This is a genomic window from Paenibacillus sp. F411 (genome assembly GCF_017582705.1).
Lineage (GTDB): Bacteria > Bacillota > Bacilli > Paenibacillales > Paenibacillaceae > Paenibacillus_AQ > Paenibacillus_AQ algicola.
In genome coordinates, this window is sequence record NZ_JAGFIP010000002.1 from 174501 (window position 1) to 194939 (window position 20439).

The window sequence follows — 20439 nt, forward strand, 5'->3', positions numbered from 1 at the left end:
TCATAAGGCCGCTTCCAGAGCATCCACGGAAGCGGCCTTGTTTGAATTATTGAATGAAATAAAGCTTGATATCCTGAAATCCGAACATTCTGACTGACTGCTGAGAACCAGGGATAAAGATGTCGATCTTATTGCCTTTAATCGCTCCGCCAATATCCCGTGCAACAGCTACAAAGGCTTTTTTAGGCAGTCCAGGATGCGCATGTCCGGTCACCAGCACCTTGGTGCCTAAGGGAATGACCTTGGGGTCTACAGCAATAGTGCCCAGCACAAGAGGGTTGCCGAAGTAATCCACAGCCCCCCAGCCCCCGTTCTCGGCAGCGTCCGAGGAATAGGCCGTCGCTCTGACCCCCAGCGTCTTACTGTAGCTAAAGGTTTTTCCCCAAGCCTCGACGATCTTTTGGTCTGGGAAGACATTCAGGCTTGGTACAAACACACCTGGCTTCGCGCTGATGCCAGGAATTGTAATCTTTAGACCGGGATAAATGTTCAGGGCGTGAATGGAAGGATTCTCCTTCATCAGCGTAGTCAGATTCACGTTATACTGCTTGGATAACAAATAAAAGGTATCTCCCTGCTTGGCTGTATGTATCCGTGCTGCTTCTGCTTTCGGAATTGCAAGTCCAGCGGTCATGGTGCATGCCATCATGGCGGCGGTAAACCATTTTAATGCTTTACTGCTCTGCATCCTTTTGTTTCGCAAACGTCTGTTCATCTAGCTGCCTCCTGTGGTAAGTTGGTTACAAATATATCACGATTTTGTAACTAATTCCGCATGAAAATGCTGCCAATCTAAGCGAAACGAAAAGAAGCCGGATCCTCCAATAGAGGAACCGGCTTAGAATCGAAACACCACCATATTACAGAACCTTACTCAGAAATTCCCGGGTACGAGGATGCTGCGCCTGGGTGAAAATCTGCTCCGGGGTCCCTTCCTCGGCAATGCTGCCCTGGTCAATAAACAGAATGCGGTCGCCAACCTCCCGGGCGAAGCCCATCTCATGCGTGACGATCACCATGGTCATGCCGTTCATCGCAAGCTTCTTCATCACCTCCAGCACTTCACCGACCATTTCAGGGTCCAGCGCTGAGGTCGGCTCATCAAACAGCATGACATGCGGACGCATGGCGAGTGCCCTTGCAATAGCAATCCGCTGCTTTTGGCCGCCGGACAATTGTGACGGATACGCCCCTTTCTTGTCCAGCAGACCCACGGTTGTGAGCAGCTCATCTGCAATGGCTTCTGCTTCTGCGGATGACATGCCTTGAACCTGAATCGGTGCCAGGGTAATGTTCTCTAACACGCTTTTATGCGGGAACAAATTAAATTGCTGAAATACCATCCCCATCTTTTCCCGGGTTTCATTGATGTTATGATTCTTCGCGGTAATATTCTTGCCTTCAAACATAATTTCACCGGACGTCGGCTCCTCCAGCAGATTCAGGCAGCGGAGAAAGGTGCTCTTGCCCGAGCCGCTGGGACCGATGACAACGACAACCTCACCCTTTTGAATCTCCACATCCATGCCTTTCAAAATATCAACTTTACCGAAGGATTTATGCAAATTCTTAACGTTGATCACTTGAGCTCAGCTTCCTTTCCAGCACACCCATCAGCTTCGAGAGCGTGAAGGTGAGTATAAAGTATATGATGGCCGCAACCAGCAGCGGATTTAATGGAGCAAAGGTGCTGCCCCGCAAAATTTGCGCTTGATACATCAAATCGAATACGCCGATAAAAGACACGATTGACGATTCCTTAATGATGACAATAAACTCGTTGCCAATGGCCGGCAGAACGCCCTTAAATGCCTGCGGAAGAATGACATGCCTCATCGCTTGCTTGCGGCTCATCCCGAGGGACCTCGCGGCTTCCAGCTGTCCCCGGTCCACTCCCTGAATGCCTGCCCGGAATATTTCAGCAAGATAGGCTGCGCTATTCAAAGAAAGCGTCAATACACCGGACTGGATCGGCGTGAAGTTAATGCCAAATGAGGTCAAACTGTAATGAATGATGAAGAGCTGCACCAGCATCGGCGTCCCCCGGAGCACCTCAATATAGCTGACAGCAATCCAGCGCAGAACAGCCATGCCGGACATTCTCATCAGTGCCAGAAGCAGGCCCAGAATAAAGCCGAAAAATACTCCAAGCGCGGATATCAGCAAAGTGTATTGGATGCCTTTCAGGTAATAGTCGCGATATTTCCAAAAAAATTCAACGGTGTTCAGCTGCTCCTTCACGCGTCCTGCGGCAAGATCGCCTGCTTCATCCACATACTGCTGCACCAGATCATTCTCGATCAGGCGCTGCAGCGTCTGATTAATGCTGTTCAGCAGCTCCTCATTGTTCTTGCGCACACCGACGGCATACTCGTCATTTTCACTTTGTGGCACAGCAGCCGTGATCGCCATCGTTTCAGCATTCATATTGGCGTTGGCAATGGGATACTCGGCGATGACCGCATCCACCCGGCCGCTTTCCAGCTGCAGAAGGAGATCCGGGATTTTGTCCAGCGACGTTACCGTGGCATTTGAAATCTTTGAGGCGATGCCCTCTTGAACCGACGCCTTCTGAACACCAATTCTTGCGCCTTCCAGGCTCTCAATAGTGCTGTACTTCTCTTCGTCCTCCTTGCGGACGATGACCGACTGCTCTGCCCGATAATACGGGATGGAGAAGTCAATGCTCTGGCGGCGCTCCTCCGTCGGATTCATGCCAGAAATAACGAAATCGACCCGGCCGCTGGTTAACTCCGGTAACAGCGCATCAAAGGACGTATCCTTGATGATCAGCTCCGCACCCAGATCCTTGGCGATCTCCTTGGCAATTTCAATATCAAAGCCAACGATGGTATCGACGCCATCAATGGTTTTGTGAAATTCATAAGGCATATAGTCTGCGCTTGTGCCCAGAATGATTGTCTTTTTCACACCCTCAGCGCCAGCCACGCTGCCAAAAGACAGCAACATAACCAGAAGCATAAGCATGGACATTTTTATTTTGGTTCTCACGTTTGCACTCTCTCCTCTTCATTGTATCTGTAGGTGATCTTGATGACTGAGTTATTATAGACCAGTGTGTATGATTATTCAATCCTCTTCCATTTATTTTCATGAAAAAATGTTGGACCTGTGTATTAACGAGTGATTTCAGGCATATTTTATCTTAACCATGGTCAATTCTCTGATTCCAGCCTCCTTCTTTTTATATGAAGAAAAAAATTCCTGTTTTGATTCAATAGACAAGCTGGCTGGTTATTAAACCCTACTGACTGAATAAATGTATTGGAGGTGCTGCCATGCTGCTCGAAGCAATCTACCATGTTCCCCGAGACAAGTGGGCTTACGCTTATGATACTTCAACCATTCACCTGCGTGTCCGCACCCAGAAGGATGACGTGGACAGTGTGATGGCACTGACCGGCGATAAATATGACTGGGATCGTACGTATTTTGAGATTACGATGGAAAAAGCAGCGTCTGACGGGATGTTTGATTATTGGGAGTGTGCCGTAAATCCAATGTACAAACGTTTGTCTTACGGCTTCCGCTTCCATAAAGGGGATGAAGCCGTCTATCTCATCGACAATGGCTTCTGCTCTGATTACCCTTACCCTCCAGGGGGCTATTTCGAGTTTCCTTACATCCATGAGATTGATGTATTTAAGGTTCCGGCCTGGGCCAAGGAGGCAGTATTTTATCAGATCATGCCGGAGCGCTTTGCCAATGGAGATCCCTCTAATGACCCTGAGGGAACGGAGCCTTGGGGCGGTCAGCCTCAGCTGGACAATTTTTTTGGCGGCGACCTGCAGGGCGTAATGGATCACCTGGATGACCTGTTGGATCTCGGCATTAATGCAATCTATTTTACCCCCTTATTCCTCTCCCCCTCCAACCATAAATATGACATTGTAGACTATAAGCAGGTAGACCCTCATCTTGGCAGTAATGAGCTGTTGAAGGAGCTGGTGGAAGCCTGCCATGAGCGAGGAATTCGTGTCATGCTGGACGCGGTGTTCAATCATTGCAGTGATCAATTCGGGCCGTTCAAGGATGTAATGGAGAACGGAGAGAACTCCCGCTATGCAGACTGGTTTCATGTGAATGAGTTTCCATGTACAGTGCATGAAGGCATACCAACCTACGATACGTTCGGATTTTTTGCCAATATGCCTAAATTCAATACAGCGAATCCGGAGGTCAAGCAGTACCTGCTTGATGTCGCCGAATATTGGATCAAGGAAATCAAGCTGGATGGCTGGAGGCTCGATGTCGCGAATGAGATTGACCATGAGTTCTGGCGAGACTTCCGCAAGGTTGTAAAGGGTGCGAACCCGGAGGCTTATATTGTCGGCGAGGTCTGGTCCGATTCCCTGAACTGGCTGATGGGCGACGAGTTTGATTCCGTCATGAATTATCCGTTCGCTGACAAGGTGCTCAGCTTCTTCAATGGAGAACTGGATGGGCGTACGTTTGCTGATAATATGGCCTCCTTGATCATGCGCTACCCGCAGCAAACGAATGAAGTTGTATTCAATATGCTGTGCAGCCATGATACACCGCGCTTGCTTACCCGGGTCGGACATGACATCCGCAAAATGAAGCTGACCGTCGTATTTCTGTTTACATATATGGGAACCCCATGTATCTTCTACGGCGATGAGATTGGCTTGACCGGTGGCGATGATCCCGATTGCCGTAAATGTATGGAATGGGATCCCGACAAGCAGCAGCGGGAGCTGTATGATTTCTACCAGCTTATGATCGGGTTACGGCGCAAGCATAAAGCACTGCGCGAAGGCCGCTTCCGATTCCTCAAGGCTGACCCTCATGACCCATGCGTGGTATATGAGCGCGTCGATGACAAGGTTCATTTCATCATCTGGATGAACAATACCGACCAGCCCTGCACCCTGTCTCATCCGCTCGTCAAGAATGACTGGTACGACTCCTTTACGAATGAAAAGGTAGATACCGAGGGCGGCATCATGAAGATTAGCCTGGATCCCTATGGCTTCCGTATTCTCTGCCGAAATCTTCATGAACAAACTTCATGAACAATAAACCAAAAAAACTTCCGAAGCAGACAGGCGCTTTCGCCCTTTCCCTGCTTCGGAAGTTTTTGTATTCATGCCGTCTTACTCTGAGCTGTTAATGAGATCATAAATATCCATGTATTGCTTTGCGGACACCAGCCAGCTGTAATCTCCGGACATAGCGTTCTTGGTAACCTTTTTCCAATGCTCCGGCTTCCGGTAGATGTCTTCCGCTCGGCGGATCGTGTTCAACATATCGTGGGCATTATAATTCGTAAATGAGAAGCCGTTACCCTCGCCGGTAAATTCATTATAAGCCTGTACCGTATCATTCAGCCCTCCGGTTTCACGAACGATGGGAATGCTTCCGTAACGAAGCGCAATCAGCTGGCTGATGCCGCACGGCTCGAACTTCGATGGCATTAAGAACAAGTCACTGGCGGCATACAGCTTGCGGGACAAGGGCTCACTGAAGGAGATCTGTGCGGAGCATTTATTCGGAAAGCGAATGGCTGCCTCGCGGAACCAGTGCTCATAAGACGGGTCACCGGTACCCAGAATAACAATCTGAATATCGTCGTAATATAACAGCTCGTCCAGAATACGAACGACAAGATCCAGTCCTTTGGAGTCCACCAATCGGGTGACCATCGCCATCAATGGAACAGTACTGGATTCCGGTAAGCCCAGTTCCTGCTGCAGCTGCAGCTTGTTTTTGACCTTTTTCCCCAGATTGCTGCGGTATTTCACCGCAATGTGAGGATCGGTAGCAGGATTATAGCTCTTGGTATCGATGCCGTTCACAATGCCGCTTAAACGGTCACCGCAGGACGACAGCATGCCATCGAGACCATAGCCATAGTACGAGGTCTGAATTTCACGGGCATATGTCGGACTTACGGTTGTAACGTGATCAGAATAGACAATGCCGGCCTTCAGGAAATTCACATTTCCGTAGTACTCGACACCTTCAGCATGGAAGTAACGGCTATGCAGTCCCAATGTATCCACCAGTACCTCATACGGAAATACACCTTGGTACAGCAGGTTGTGGATCGTAAATACAGAGCGGATATTACCATAGCCCTCCCGATGCCGATAATCTGCCTCCAGCAGCAGCGGGATCATGCCTGCATGCCAGTCATGACAGTGAACGACATCCGGCATGAAATCGACAAGCGGCAGCATTTCAAGTACGGCCCGATTGAAAAAGGAAAAACGTTCGCCATCGTCCATATAGCCGTAAATGCCATCCCGTTTGAAATAATACTCATTGTCGATGAAATAGATCGTAATTCCGTCCTCCACGATCTTTTCCACACCACAAAACTGTCGTCTCCAGCCTACCTGCACCCGGGTCTCCCCGACGTGCTCCATCTGGGAGACATACTCCTCGGAAATGGATCCATACTTCGGCATCACGATACGGATGTCAGCACCGGCCTTTTGCAGCGCTTTGGGCAAAGCCCCAATCACGTCGGCAAGTCCGCCTGTTTTGACAAAAGGTACACCTTCTGCCGCGGCAAATAACAGCTTCATGGTTTCTCTCCCCCTGATCTCCTGATTTTTATATGGTGTTTGTGTTCTACTTGTTCGCTGCAGTAGTCCCCTTCGTGCCCGGCTTGCTTGAGGCAGTTGTTTTACGGGGACGAGGCGGTTTTTTTTTGAGTACGAGCATGCCCAGTGGCGGAACCCTCACCTCGAGGCTCTGATGCTGATTGTGCCATGGGACCTTGTCCGTCTTCAACGTCTCATTATTCCTGCGGCCTTCCCCGCCGTACAGCACGTCATCGGAATTAAAAATCTCTTCATACTGTCCCGGCTTCGGAACGCCGATGCGGTAACGCTCATGCTGCTGAGGCTGAAAGTTGATGATTACGATCAAGGTGTCGCCTGGCTTGGTGCTCTTCCTTAAATACGTGACTACGCTCTGCCCCGCATCATCCGCACAGATCCATTGAAAGCCGTCCATATCATGATCCAGCTCCCATAGCGCGCGTTGCTCTTTATACAGCTTGTTCAATGACGCTGTATAGGTGTGCAGCTGACGATGGGCTTCATAATCCAGCAGCAGCCAGTCCAGCTGCTCCTGATCCTTCCATTCGATAAACTGGCCAAATTCTCCTCCCATGAACAGAAGCTTCTTGCCCGGCTGGGTCATCTGGTAGCCCAGAAGCCCCCGCAGTCCGGCAAATTTCTGCTCATACGACCCTGGACATTTGTCCAGCAGTGATTTCTTGCCATGCACAACCTCATCATGGGAAAAGGGAAGCGCAAAGTTCTCGGAATACGCATAGCAGATCGGGAACGTCAGCAGATGATGCTTGCCCGGCCGCTGGTCGAAATCTTCTTCTATGTAAGAAAGCGTATCGTTCATCCAGCCCATGTTCCATTTGTAATTAAAGCCGAGTCCGCCTTCGTGCGCAGGGGATGTTACACCAGGCCAAGCACTGGATTCCTCTGCCATCATAAGTGCATTCGGGTAGTACTCAAATACCGTCTTGTTAAGCTGCTGCAGGAAGGAGATGGCTTCCAGGTTCTCCAGTGTGCCCTGCTCATTGGGATGATATTGCCACTCTTCCTTCTCAAAATCGAGACGAATCATGCTTGTGACGGCATCCACTCGAAGACCGTCAATATGATACATTTCCATCCAGAAAATAGCGTTAGAAATGAGGAATGAAACCACTTCTGGCTTGGAATAATCGAAGGAGAGTGTGCCCCATCCCGGCTTTTCGGCTTTTGAGGGATCTTCATACTCATACAGCGGACCCCCATCAAACTGACGCAGGCCATGCGCGTCCTTGGCAAAATGCGCAGGTACCCAGTCCAGCAATACCCCGATATCTGCCTGATGCAGCTGATCCACCAGATACATGAAATCGTGCGGGGAGCCGTAACGGCTCGTCAAGGAGTAAAACCCGGTGCCCTGATAGCCCCAGGATAGATCATAAGGGTGCTCCGCCAAGGGCATAAATTCTACATGCGTGTAGTTCATGTCCAGCAAGTAAGGAATGAGATGATCTGCCATTTCACGGTATGTCAGGAAGCTTCCGTCCTCATGCTGGCGCCAGGTACCAAAGTGCATTTCGTAAATATTGACCGGCTTGCGGTAGCCAGCGGATTTCTTGCGGCGGTAGGCTGCATCGCTCCACTTATAGCCGGTAAGATCCGTCACCGCTGAGGCTGTTGCCGGGCGGAGCTCGGAGGCAAACGCATAAGGATCTGCTTTTAGAAACATTTCTTGATGAGGCCCCGTGATTTCATATTTGTATAAAGTACCAACCGTAAGTCCGGGGAAAAAGCGAGTCCAAATGCCCGTTTCGGGTATCTTATGTAATGAATCCTTGGAGCCATCCCAGGCGTTCCAATCGCCTGCAAGCCCCACATGAGAGGCATTCGGAGCCCATACCGTAAACCGGACACCCTCCTGACCGTTTTCTATACGCGGATGCGCGCCCATAAATCGGTAGCTGTGAAACGAAGTGCCTTCATGAAACAAATACATGGCTTCCAAGCTTGCGTTTCCTTCCCAAAAGGTTTTACCGATCAAATTATCACCTGCTTTAGAATAGATCTTATGGTTAAACAATATAACACTATTACCCCATTTTAACCATGTTGAAAATAAAAATGATACTGAAAAATTATTTTGTAATTTTCATAAAAATTGCTCAATATAATCGTTTCAAACCCTGGAGCAGTCGTTTATTAATGTATTACGTTGAAAATTTTTGGGAGGGAAACGTGATGAAGAGAAAAGAATGCATCGCTATGCTGTTGGCCGGAGGAGAAGGTAAACGACTCGCTCCACTGACCTCAAAGCTTGCCAAACCAGCCGTTCCGTTTGGGGGCCATTACCGTATTATCGATTTTCCTCTCAGCAACTGTGTGAACTCGGGAATCGATACCGTAGGTGTATTGACTCAATACGAGAGCAGCTCGCTGCACGAGCACATCGGGGACGGAGCACCTTGGGGTATGACGCGCAGTGAAGCAGGTGGAGTTGCGCTATTATCCTCTGACGAGATTTCACAGGGTCAATACCTGGGAACGGCAGATGCGATTTACAAAAACATGACTTACATTGACGGTCAGAATCCGGAGCATGTGCTCGTTCTCTCCGGTGATCACATTTATCATATGAACTACCGTGAAATGCTGGAAAGCCATATCGAACAAGGAGCCTCAGCAACCATCTCTGTGATGGAGGTGCCTTGGGAGCAGGCCAGCCGTTTTGGCGTGATGAGTGTAGATGAGAATTTGAAAATTACTGAATTTGCTGAAAAGCCCGAAAAGCCGGAAAGCAATTTGGCCTCAATGGGCATCTACTTGTTCCAATGGGATTACCTGAAACGCCACCTCGAAGAGGATGCACAGGATCATCAGTCCAGTCATGACTTTGGCAAGGATGTTATTCCAAAGATGCTGGCCGAGCAGAATCCGCTGTACGCGTTCCGGTTTAAAGGCTACTGGAGAGATGTGGGTACGGTGGAGAGCTTGTGGGAAGCTCATATGGACGTTCTGGATCAAACAGAGCTCGTTCTGGAGAAGCCTGAATGGCCTATGTACACCCGCCCGTGGCGCACAAAGCTGTCTGCTCACAGTGGTCGTCAATACGATTACAGCAGTGACAGCCTGCTTCATAAATCCTGTCAATTTGAAGGTAAAGCGAAGCGGTCCGTCATTTTCTGCGGCGCTGAGATCGGAAAGAATGCGATCGTCAAGGACAGCATTATTATGCCGAATGCAAAAATCGGGAAAAATGTTCACATCGAGCATGCCATCATTGGCGAAGGTGCTGTGATTAAAGACGGTGCCAGCGTAAAAGGAACACTAGGCAATGTTGTTGTCGTTGCCCCTCACGAAACCGTGACACCGAAGCCGACGGTTCGTACTCAGCCTGCGCGTCTGCTGGAGGTCTATGAGAAAGGCCGTCTGCGCGCCAACGTCTCCTCTTCTTAATTATCCTTATACAAAAAGCGATCCGATGACTCGGATCGCTTTTTTGATGCCCTCTTTAGCTTAGATCATTAGGACTACCACTGCTTCTGATATAAATTAACCGTACGGCCACCCATATCATGCATAGCAACAAATTGATAGCCTAGTCTTAGGTAATAATCATTTAACCCCTGGAGGTGTGTTACACAATCCAGGCGTAAGCCTGCCTTCCCTTGCTCTCTGGAGCGCCTCTCGGCGAAGGCGATCATCTGACGCCCCAGCTCGAAGCCCCGATACCTGGGAAGAACAGCGAGACGGTGTAAATAATGATAACGGGTGTCGTTCCGATCCTGCCAATAGGAGGGGTCGCTCTCCTGGATCGTAAACATGCCAGCAGGCTCCCCCTCATGTTTGAGCAGAAACACGGATCTTTCGCTCAGGTACTGCTCCATCAGGTTGAGATCAAATAAGGCCGGCGTCCATTGATGACGCGCTTGCCGAACCATCTCCTCCGCGGTAGAGACCAGAACCTGAAGCATCATGCCCTCTTCCCCTGCTTCCGCCGGGGCCAGCGTGAATACACCAGATGAGGTTTCTAGATATGCTGTTGAATTATTGAACATTACAGGCTCCTCCTGTCTCTGCGTAAACCTGATTACGTATGATCCTGCTGTGACGGAGAAGCCGTTGCTTCGATCTCTGTCTGCTGATCATTTACGGACATGTCCTGCGGCTGCGGCTCAAGCAGCGGCAGCCGCACGGTCACAGTAGTGCCTTGACCCAGCTCACTGGCCATCTGCAGCGTCCCGCGATGCAGTTCCACGAGCTGCTGCGTAATTGCCAGACCCAGCCCGGTTCCACCATTGACAGGGTTCACCTGGAAAAACCGATCCTTAACTCTTTGGATATGCTCCTCGCTAATGCCAATGCCATAGTCGCGCACGACAACGGCCACAAAGCCCTCTTCCATCTCAAAGGTGAGATCGACAGTGCCGTGCTCATGCGAGAATTTGACGGCATTGTCCACCAGGTTGAGGAATACCTGCTTCAACCGGTTGGCATCTCCCTGAATGACTGGCTTCCAATCCGCGGCCAGATTCAGCTTGATGCCTTTTTTCTCCGCCTTGGCCCACATATTCAGCATGATTTCCTGCAGCAGCTCTTTCAGATTGACTGAGCTGGTTACGAGCTTCATCTCGTTTTGCTGCAGCTTGGAGAAGTCCAGAATTTCTTCTACGAGGCCGATAAGCCGATCGGTTTCCTTCGTAATGATCTGCATTCCGATGCGCGTCTCTTCGGGATCGTACCCGCCAGAATTGAGTGTTTCACTCCAGCCTTTAATGCTCGTGAGCGGTGTCCGAAGCTCATGGGAGATGGAGGATATGAAATCATCCTTGACCTGGTTACTGCGTACAATTTCTTGTGCCATATAATTCAGCGTTGAAGCCAGCTCACCCAGCTCATATTTGTAATCGCCCTTTACTCGTACGTTGAAGCGCCCCTTTGCCATCTGGGCAGACACAGCACGAATATTGTTAATGGGCTTAACAATCGAGTTCGCCAAGCCAATACTGAAGGCCAGCACGGTAGCCAGCACGGCAGTTCCGATCAGAATGGACAGCATCGTGAGATTCAGCAGCTTGTCGTTGATCTTCTCCAGGGAGGTTACATAGCGAAGTATGTATTGATTCTCACCTGCGTTTTTCAAGGTTTTGGAGACGGACATGACAATCTGATTCGTTCCGGGCTGTTTCCCTACCCACCGGCTCGTTTCACCGGCCAGCGCCTGGGTCACATCACTGGTCTGAATCACATTATCCGTATCAAAATCATTAGAGCTGGACAGTATTCTTCCATCGAGATTCAGCACCTGCAGCTCTGTCCCGTATAGCTCGAAGTAGGAAATGACCTGATTGATGATCGATGTATTTTTATCCCGCAGCGCATAGGTTTGATAATATTCATCCGCTAGCACGATATGGGAGGCGATATGGCTGTAGACACTGTCATAGTAATAAGTCCTTACCGCCAAAAGAAATATAACCTCGACCAGCAGGAGCGCCATAAACACTACCAAAAAGTAGTGAACAACGATCTCCCGCCGGATCCCTTTTTTGATCATTGGCCCTTACCCTTCCACTTGTAGCCATGTCCCCATACCGTTTGCAGGAATTCCGGCTCGGAAGGATTGTCTTCGATTTTCTGGCGTAATCTGCGGATGTTCACGTCCACAATTTTGGGATCGCCCATATATTCCTTGCCCCATACATGATCCAGCAGCACGTCCCGGCTCAGCGGCGTATTCTCCTTTTCCAGGAAAAACTGCACCAGAGAGAATTCAGTCGGCGTCAGCTCTAGCGTCTTGCCGTTCTTCTTAAACAGCTTGGATATGAGGTCCAGCGTAAACGGCCCCGACTGAAAGCTAACCTTGGCGCTTCCGGCACGCTGTACATTGACACGGCGAAGGAGTGACTGCAGCCTCGCGATCAGCTCGGTCGGACTGAACGGCTTGCTGACATGATCGTCGGCGCCGACCGAAAGCGCGTATACCTTATCCTGCTCCTGCACCTTGGCTGTGAGGAAAATAATCCCGATTCGCTCATTCGTTTCGCGGATTCTGCGGCATACCTCAAACCCGTCAATGCCAGGCACCATCACATCCAGAAGCGCAATATCAATGTCCGGTACAGTCTGCAGCAGATGCAGCGCTTCATTTCCGTCTCCCGCTTCCAGAACCTCCAGACCGTTACGCTTCAAATTGATCACAATAAAGCTGCGGATGGATTCTTCATCTTCCAATATGAGAACTTTGCTCAATGGTTAATTCCCCTTTCTCTCAATAGGCGCAACCTCGCTGCTGGCCTTTTTCTCATTTTTAATCAGCTTCATGTCCCCTTTATAGCCAATAATCTGATCGTCGTCCTTGACCAGCAGCTTCCATTCCTGCTTCTCCTGCTCCCACTCTGCAGCCGGGAAAAACTTCACTTCCGCTACGGTCTTGCCGGTATCCGTCATCACAAACCGCAGATACTCATCTTTATCCGACGCAGGATCAATCGTAATCAGGTTATGCCATTCGACAGGAAAATTCAGAAAAAATCGGCGCTCCATATCCTCATACCGCTGTGATACGAAGGACAAGCCCTCTTTCTTGCTGGCCAGCCTTGTCTCACCATCCCATTGATAGTAAGAGCTGAGAAACGGAATTTCCTCATATCGGGCATCCTTCCAGCCTGCGGGCTCCTCCAGCAGTCCGATTTCCAGAATTCCATCGCCATTTACATCCTGGCTGAGCACAGGCAGCTCTTTATACGCTGCATCCTCCTTCAGCACATCAATCAGCTCGCCATTCTCCATCACAATCATCTTGGAGGTAGAGGAATTGGACACAATCGTCGTATCCAGAATGACTCCTTCTTTGTCCTTCGACACGTTTCCTGAGACAATATTGTAATAACTCTCAATGTTTTGGCCTAGGTCCAGCTTCGAGAGCTCCTTGAAATCATCTTCACTGCTGTCATACTGATACGTTGCAATAAAGGACAGCTCATATCGCTGCAGCGAGACGACGGTAAGCTCATCCACCCGGTCACCGTTAAGGTCAGTAATCTCCACCTGCGTGAATGGGATTGTCAAAATTTTGCGAAGTGAGTCTCCTGTGAAGCTGTATACAGCCAGACCGTTTTGCAGCTCCTCCTGTCCTCTGGAGAACCCTGCGACAATATCCAGCTTGCCGTCATTCGTAATATCAATGAGCTCGAAGGATTCAAGAACAGTGCCTTCCCCGTCAAAATCCAGCTTTTTCACCCATGAGCTGCCCTGCTCCTGCATAATCATGCCGTGAATCTGCACCTCTTGATTCGGAGTCTTGTAGAACACCACGGCCTCCATGACACCGTCACCGTTCAAATCCTCGATTCGAATCGAGCTGGGATCCGGATCGCGGCGGGGGCGAATAATATCCCCCTTCTCAGAGCCTTTGGCACTCAGAGCCGAGCTGACAGCCCCCATCAGCGTCGCCTTATCAGCAGGCAGATCCGGTGTCGTCATGAGCGATACCGGGTCGCTAATAAAGCTGCATCCGCTGAGCAGAAGCGCCATCAGACCGGCTGTCGTCTGCTTTATCCATTTCAATGTTCCATGCATCACCTTTCTATAACGTACCTGTTCCTGAGAATACACTTAAATTACAGTCTGCTTTTTTCACCGTGGGTAAGACGTCTTCCGGTCACATCTACGGCAATCTCCCCGCCGGCAAGACCCAGTATGCGAGTACAATATTTCTCAGCAAGCTCCAGCGGGATCACTGCGATGACGGTAAGGCGCTCCTCTTCGCACAGAGAACGCAGCGTTTGCAGGACATGCTCGGCTGACTTTGGATCAAGGCCCATAACCGGCTCATCTGCGAGAATGACCTTCGCACCATGGACGAGCGCCCGTGCAATCGCAATTCTTTGCTTCTCGCCACCACTCAGCTCTCCTGTCTTGCGTTTGGCCTTGTCCAGCAAACCTAAATGCTCAATCGTATCCATCGCTCCCATATAATCATCCGAGCGGACCATACCGGTGATCATGCGCCACAGCGGCGTTTGGCTGGACTGTCCTACCAGAACATTTTTTAGGGCTGTACGGTTACGGTTCAGCTCCGGATTTTGCTCCAGATAAGCCCACTCCCGGCGGATTCTGCGCCGGCCGCCAGCCTTAAGCACATCCTCTCCGTCAATGAGAAAGCGTCCGCCGTCCCATTTTTGGCGCAGTGCCAGACAGCTGAGCAGCAGACTCTTCCCGCTGCCGCTGCCGCCGATCAGGCCGATCATTTCTCCTGGCTCCATTTGAATGCTTATATCTTTTAGCACCGGCTTGGGCTCGGTGACAATTTTCTTGATCAGGCGATCCACTTTTATCATTTGTCTCTCTCCCGTCGCGTTACATTCCATACCTCTAGTTTAGAAGAAACTACCCTTAATTGCCATGAGAACACATGTTCCCTATAGCTTGAGCGGGCTTCCTTTAAACCAGGGGCTAAGGCTGGAAAAGATCAGATAAAACAGCCCCAGCAGAACAAACACGCCGCCGATCCAGCCGGTCTGCATGACCGCTCCTCCAATATTCGGTCCAAGGATGCTTCCCATGTTAAAATGGAAGGAAGCGACAACATTCGCTGCCGGAAGTATAGCCCTTGGCAAGATATCCGCTGCATAGGCGAGACCAAGCGAGAAGAATGAACCTACCATGCCCCCGGCAAGGGTAAGAAGAATCAGAACCATCCAAAAGTTCGTTCCCGCGAACGGAATGAGCAGAAAGCTGATTCCGCCAATGAAGCCGGAAAGCGTAAGCACTCTTTTTCTGCCGAATCGGTCACTCCAGATGCCTAGCGGAAGCTGCAGGATCAGTCCACCAATGCCGATAAAAGGAAGCAGGGACGAAATCTGCTCCAGTGTAAAGCCGCTACGAAGCCCGTAAACCGGGAAGTTACTATGCAGGCCCGCCTCCATATATCCGTACAAAAAGGCGGGAATAAGTGCAAACCAGGCAAGCCGGTAGCTTAAACGGTATCTTCCTCTGGTTTCGGCGGCGCTGCCTGAGTGCTTCTCCGGACGTGCATCCGGCAATCTAAGCAGAACCACCACGAGCAGGGCAGCATACAAGGCAGCCAGTGCGAAGAAGGGTACCGCTGTGCCGTAATTCAAGAGATTAATTCCCAGCGGACCGATGCTGAATCCGATGCCATAAGACATTCCGTATATGGAAATGCTTCTGCCGCGGTTGCGGTCCGTGGACATCATCAGCACCCATAGCTGAGAGGCGTAGTGAAGGGCACTGTCGCCAATACCGACCAGAATGCGCAGGACGAACCACAGACCCAGGCTTGGAAACAACGGAAATGCCATAAGTGCTGCCATCACGAGCAGAAGCCCGCCGATAATCAGTTTTTTGAAGCCTAGTCTTCCGAGAATCCGTTCAGCTACGAGGGTCATGCCGAAGGAGCCGACATACAGAGCAGCCGCGTTCAGGCCGTTCATCCCGGAGGAGACACCCATGCGTTCCAAAAATATAGCCAGTACTGGCAGCAGCAGTCCCTGGCTAATTCCCGCCGCAATAATGACAGCGATGAGAATGATATAGTGTGTTGAATTCTGACTGACCGTGCGGGTCATTGACATTTCAGGATATTCCCCTTCCAGCGTATGCTGTACATTTATGTTCTTAGCCTTAAAATAAAAAAAGCCAAAGAAACATTATAGTAGACAAGCCTATTCCTTACAAGCCATAATAAAATAATGTCATTTATCAGGAGGGTACTTTAGTTTATGAAGTACAAAGTAAGCGTTGATGTATCGGTGGTCTATGAATGCCTCAGCAGCTTTATGATCTATGTAACCAAGAAGTGGACGGACAATCTCGACATCGGCCCTTCATTTATGCAGGATCTGGATCAGCGTCTTCCTGAAGAGGTCAAGTCTAAGCTGAATGAAGCCCGTGACTGGCCGTTTCTAGATTTCGATGTTCTGTACGCCCTGATTATGCTACGCGACCCTCATATGGACGATCAGCCCGCGGCGTTCCTGGATTGGCTGGACAGCACCCCTGTGGAAGAGCTGTATTCTCGCCTGATAACCTATATGCCCGTCCTGTCTCAGGATGAGCTGCAGCGCGTGATTGATACTTATCCTGCCCTGATACGCCTATGGTACCATCATTATTTTCAAGAGGCTGAACATGAATACCGCCTTCTGCTGGAAGAGGACGCTCAAGAAAAGAGTATTTTGCTAAGCAAGATGGAGCCGGAGAGCCTGGTTGAATATGCAACCGGCGGCGTAATTCTTGACAATTTGCCTGTCACGAGCGTCATTTTGTTTCCGGGTGTTCATTTTCGTCCCATTAATACATACTGCTTTTATGAAAACCTGCTGCTGATTCAGTATCCGGTCGATGTGCCAGAGGACAATGAGGACGACCCGCCGATGGTGCTGCTTCGCATGACCGACGCCCTCGCCCATCCGGAACGTCTCCGCCTGCTGCGATTTGTGGCGCATGAGCCCAAGACCGTCGGCGAAATCGGAAAGCACCTGGCCTTATCCGACGAAAGGCTGCTTCATCATCTGGTTATTCTGAGAGCAGCAGGACTGCTGCGTTCTCATGTTGATACTACCGATGAGAATGGCCGTTTTAGCTTAAGACCGGATGGAGCCGCGGAGCTACAAATGTTTCTGGAATCTTACATGCGGTTAACCTAATAGCGGTATACTAGAGAGAGATGTTGTGAGGAGTGAGAGCATGAACAGCATGAACAGCATGAACCAGCATATTATTTTTGACATGGATGATACGTTAATTCATTGCAATAAGTATTTTGATTTGATTCTGGCCGCCTACTTCGAGCAGATCACAGACTGGTTTCGGGATTACGGCGTGACCACAGAGGAAGTGCGTTCCAAGCAGATCGAAATTGATGTCGAGGGGATTAACAAGCTGGGCTTTGCCAGCAGCAACTTTCCGGAATCGCTGATTGCCACTTATCGCTTCTTCAGCAAGCGGCACCGCAGAACGCCGGTCACCTCAGAGGAGCAGGAGCTGTATCAGCTGGGACTGAGCGTCTACGATCAGGAGGTTGAGGCCTATCCCGGGATGGTCGAAACGCTGAACGCTTTGCAGGAATCCGGTCATCACCTCTACTTGTACACAGGAGGTGAGACAAAGATTCAGCAGCGCAAGATTCAGCAGATGAAGCTTTTCCAGTATTTTGACGACCGGATCTACATTCGTCAGCACAAAAATATTCATGCCCTGGAGGAAATTCTCCAGATGCGAAGCTTCGAGCGCACCCGTACCTGGATGGTCGGCAACTCCCTGCGTACGGATGTTATGCCGGCTTTGACGGCAGGCATTAACACCATTTATTTGAAGCAGGAAACGGAATGGCAGTACAATATGGTGGAGTTAAAGAAGCAGCCCCACAATATTTTATACACCGTGGAGGCCCTGACAGAGGTGCCAGAAATTATTACGAGCCATCTCACACAGACCTCCCTTTAATTTCCTCACTACAAACAGGCAGAAGGCACTCTAATAGAGAGCGCCTTCTGCCTGTTTGACATTTGATAAACGTACTGCTTCATGATCCTTGCTCCCGCTCCACCCGAAGCTGTCCGCTGTCGGGACGCTGCTGCACAATTCTCGCTTTAAAGGGATGACCCCGCTCATCCTTAAAGGACAAGAGCTGTGTTCGCCCCTGGCTCAGGAGTGATTTCAGCATTGCCTGTGAGATCGTTTTGCCGGCAAACTCCTTCCAGATGACAAATGTACAGCCGGATTTAAAGCTGGAGCAGCCATAGCCTTTGCGTCCCTCAATAATGTGTCCGCCACAGCCCTCAACAGGACAACTGCCTAACGTCGTCTTCACTCTCGTGTCCACGGTGGAGGCTGCTGATGATGTTCGCCCCGTCTTGGCAGCTTTAGAGGATCCCGCTGTGCCTGAAGCTGCCTTGGTCCGCGTCCCTGTAGGCCCTTCACTTCGCTTCCCGGTACGCGGTGAGCTTGGGCTGTGCTCATCTCCAAACATGGAAGGCGGCGCTGCCTGCTGCGTGGACACCTTCTGAATGATGGAAACCGCAAAGCGCTGCACATTGCTCATAAATTGCTCGGAGGAAGCCTCGCCTTTAGAGATCTGATTTAATCGGCGCTCCCATTGTCCGGTCATTTCCGGGGAAGCCAGCAGTTCAACGCCGGCGTGACGGATCAGCTCAATAGCGGATCTGCCCTTTTGCGTCACGGTAATCTTTTTCCCCTGCATCGTAATGTAGCCAACCTTCTTCAGCCGTTCGATCGTAGCTGCTCGTGTTGCCGGCGTGCCGAGGCCGCTATCCTTCATAATATCGCGCAGCTCTTCATTTTCCATGCTTTTGCCGGCGCTCTCCATGGCCTTTAATAGGGTTCCTTCCGTAAAGCTTTTTGGAGGCTGTGTCGCCTTCTCCTTCGCTTCGCTCTGCACACATTGCACCGGCTTGTCTTCTTCTAGACCGAATGATTTGCCGCTCCATTCCTGTGTCTCTTCTTCCTCATCGTCCTTAGCTTTCTTTGATGAACGCGCTGGCTTTCGCTCTGCATCCTGCTGAATCAGTACCTTCCACCCTAAAGAGACAAGCTCCTTGATGCTGGTCTTAAAAGCATCGCGTTCCACTTGCGTAATGACCGTATGCTGTTTATATTCTGCCGGAGGGTAAAATTGTGATAAGAAGCGGATGATGATCAGGTCATACAGCTGCTGCTCTTCCTTGCTTAATGTTCCTGGCTTCTTCAGGGTCGGAAGAATGGCATGGTGATCCTCGACCCGCTGCGGATTGCATATAGATTTATTATTCTTATGCACCCGGGATGGATCCGCATTCTCCGCCATGGCTTGATAAGCTGTAGCTTTCAGCATATTTAACGCCTTGTGCATCGGCTCGATGTTCTGCTCCGTCACATAGTTGGAGTTCGTACGAGGATAAGAGATAACCTTGTGCCGCTCGTACAATGCCTGAGCAATATCCAGTGTTTTTTTGGCTGAGAAGCCCAGCTTCGCATTTGCCTCCCGCTGAAGCAGTGTCAGGTCGTAGAGCTTGAAGGGATAATCCCGCGTGTCCTTAACCTCATAAGAAGCAATACGGCCTATTCGGCCTTGTACGCGAGCGGCAATGTCCTCCGCAAGCTCTTTGGAGGTCAAACGGTCTCCTTGCCAGACCCCGGTGTACTGCAGCGTGCCTTGAGAAAAAGCCGCCTTTACTTCATAAAAGGTTTGAGATTCAAAGGCTTCAATTTCCTTCTGCCGGTCATAGATTAACGCCAGCACCGGAGTCTGTACTCTGCCTACAGACAGCAGGGTCTGATGCTTCGTTGTGAACGCCCGGGATGCATTCATTCCGATCAGCCAATCTGCCTCGCTTCGTGCCCGTGCCGCCTTCGTTAAATTATCAAATTCCGCCCCGTCCTTTAGCCCTTTGAAGCCATTCGCAATACTCTCTGGTGTCAGATCCGAGATCCACAGGCGTTTAACCGGCTGCTTAAGCTTCAACTGCTGCTGAATGAGTGCAAAAATGTACTGCCCTTCCCGCCCTGCATCACAGGCGTTAATAATCTGGTTGCACTTCTTCGCCAGTTCACCGATGACCTTAAGCTGATCCTTGGTTTTGGGGTTTGGAACAATCTTGAAGGACTCCGGAATAATCGGCAGATCCTTGATATTCCAGCGTTTGTATTTGGGATCATAGGCATCCGGCTCTGCCAGTCCAACCAAGTGGCCGATCGCCCAGGTAATGATATACTGCTCTCCTTCGATATATGTCCGGTTATTCTTTGCTCGCGGCTCCATGACCGCAGCGATATTTCTGCCCATATCCGGCTTCTCCGCAATGACCAGTGTCTTCAATAGCAAGACCCTCCTATCCGCCGACTCTTCAGCTGAATCTACCACTTACAG

General features: G+C 50.2%; 16 protein-coding genes. 4 read left to right on the forward strand and 12 right to left on the reverse strand.

All coding sequences use genetic code 11. From position 1 onward, the window contains the following. Positions 1–46: 46 nt before the first annotated feature. The 3 genes from JJQ72_RS03245 to JJQ72_RS03255 all read right to left on the reverse strand — a co-directional run bounded on the left by JJQ72_RS03245 (position 47) and on the right by JJQ72_RS03255 (position 2994). The gene (locus JJQ72_RS03245) at positions 47–715 is read right to left on the reverse strand and encodes a 3D domain-containing protein (RefSeq protein WP_208202748.1); all 669 of its coding nucleotides are present in this window, start codon (positions 713–715) and stop codon (positions 47–49) included. Positions 716–860: 145 nt separating this feature from the next. Further along, positions 861–1583 carry an amino acid ABC transporter ATP-binding protein gene (locus tag JJQ72_RS03250; protein ID WP_208202749.1) on the reverse strand — a complete coding sequence of 241 codons (723 nt, stop codon included), beginning with the start codon at positions 1581–1583 and terminating at the stop codon, positions 861–863. Continuing rightward, positions 1570–2994, reverse strand: a complete 1425-nt coding sequence (locus JJQ72_RS03255) for an ABC transporter substrate-binding protein/permease (RefSeq protein WP_208202873.1) — start codon at positions 2992–2994, stop codon at positions 1570–1572. The genes JJQ72_RS03250 and JJQ72_RS03255 overlap by 14 nt, the downstream gene beginning before the upstream one ends. A gap of 305 nt (positions 2995–3299) precedes the next feature. Here JJQ72_RS03255 and JJQ72_RS03260 point away from each other — a divergent pair, with 305 nt between their 5' ends. Further along, positions 3300–5057 (forward strand): alpha-glycosidase, encoded by a 1758-nt coding sequence (locus tag JJQ72_RS03260; RefSeq protein WP_208202750.1) that lies wholly within the window; start codon positions 3300–3302, stop codon positions 5055–5057. 81 nt (positions 5058–5138) lie between these two features. On the opposite strand, the gene glgA is transcribed toward JJQ72_RS03260, so the two are convergent. Both glgA and glgB read right to left on the reverse strand, forming a co-directional pair. After that, positions 5139–6575, reverse strand: coding sequence for a glycogen synthase GlgA (gene glgA / locus JJQ72_RS03265; RefSeq protein WP_138225779.1), 1437 nt, complete (start codon positions 6573–6575; stop codon positions 5139–5141). Between the two features lie 46 nt (positions 6576–6621). After that, positions 6622–8544 carry a 1,4-alpha-glucan branching protein GlgB gene (gene glgB, locus JJQ72_RS03270; RefSeq protein WP_208202874.1) on the reverse strand — a complete coding sequence of 641 codons (1923 nt, stop codon included), beginning with the start codon at positions 8542–8544 and terminating at the stop codon, positions 6622–6624. Positions 8545–8786: 242 nt separating this feature from the next. Between glgB and JJQ72_RS03275 the strand changes: the two genes are divergently transcribed. Next, positions 8787–10001, forward strand: coding sequence for a glucose-1-phosphate adenylyltransferase (locus tag JJQ72_RS03275; protein WP_243895841.1), 1215 nt, complete (start codon positions 8787–8789; stop codon positions 9999–10001). Between the two features lie 74 nt (positions 10002–10075). On the opposite strand, the gene JJQ72_RS03280 is transcribed toward JJQ72_RS03275, so the two are convergent. From JJQ72_RS03280 to JJQ72_RS03305, 6 genes are all read right to left on the reverse strand, one after another. After that, positions 10076–10603, reverse strand: a complete 528-nt coding sequence (locus tag JJQ72_RS03280; protein WP_208202753.1) for a GNAT family N-acetyltransferase — start codon at positions 10601–10603, stop codon at positions 10076–10078. A 32-nt stretch (positions 10604–10635) separates the two neighbouring features. Next, positions 10636–12102, reverse strand: coding sequence for a sensor histidine kinase (locus JJQ72_RS03285; protein ID WP_208202755.1), 1467 nt, complete (start codon positions 12100–12102; stop codon positions 10636–10638). After that, positions 12099–12797, reverse strand: a complete 699-nt coding sequence (locus JJQ72_RS03290; protein WP_208202756.1) for a response regulator transcription factor — start codon at positions 12795–12797, stop codon at positions 12099–12101. Before JJQ72_RS03290 ends, JJQ72_RS03285 begins: the two co-directional genes overlap by 4 nt. A gap of 3 nt (positions 12798–12800) precedes the next feature. Beyond that, complete coding sequence (locus JJQ72_RS03295; protein ID WP_243895842.1) at positions 12801–14114, reverse strand: hypothetical protein; 1314 nt, start codon at positions 14112–14114, stop codon at positions 12801–12803. Positions 14115–14167: 53 nt separating this feature from the next. After that, a complete protein-coding gene (locus tag JJQ72_RS03300; protein WP_208202758.1) occupies positions 14168–14887 on the reverse strand; it encodes a phosphonate ABC transporter ATP-binding protein in 720 nt (239 codons plus the stop codon). A gap of 81 nt (positions 14888–14968) precedes the next feature. Further along, positions 14969–16144 (reverse strand): MFS transporter, encoded by a 1176-nt coding sequence (locus JJQ72_RS03305; RefSeq protein ID WP_208202759.1) that lies wholly within the window; start codon positions 16142–16144, stop codon positions 14969–14971. Positions 16145–16291: 147 nt separating this feature from the next. On the opposite strand from JJQ72_RS03305, the gene JJQ72_RS03310 reads away from it, so the two are divergent. Both JJQ72_RS03310 and JJQ72_RS03315 read left to right on the forward strand, forming a co-directional pair. Further along, complete coding sequence (locus JJQ72_RS03310; protein WP_208202760.1) at positions 16292–17218, forward strand: ArsR/SmtB family transcription factor; 927 nt, start codon at positions 16292–16294, stop codon at positions 17216–17218. 49 nt (positions 17219–17267) lie between these two features. Then, a complete protein-coding gene (locus JJQ72_RS03315) occupies positions 17268–18017 on the forward strand; it encodes an HAD family hydrolase (RefSeq protein WP_138225771.1) in 750 nt (249 codons plus the stop codon). Positions 18018–18096: 79 nt separating this feature from the next. Here the strand turns inward: JJQ72_RS03315 and JJQ72_RS03320 are convergent, their stop codons facing one another. Beyond that, positions 18097–20388 (reverse strand): type IA DNA topoisomerase, encoded by a 2292-nt coding sequence (locus tag JJQ72_RS03320; protein WP_208202762.1) that lies wholly within the window; start codon positions 20386–20388, stop codon positions 18097–18099. Positions 20389–20439: the final 51 nt, after the last annotated feature.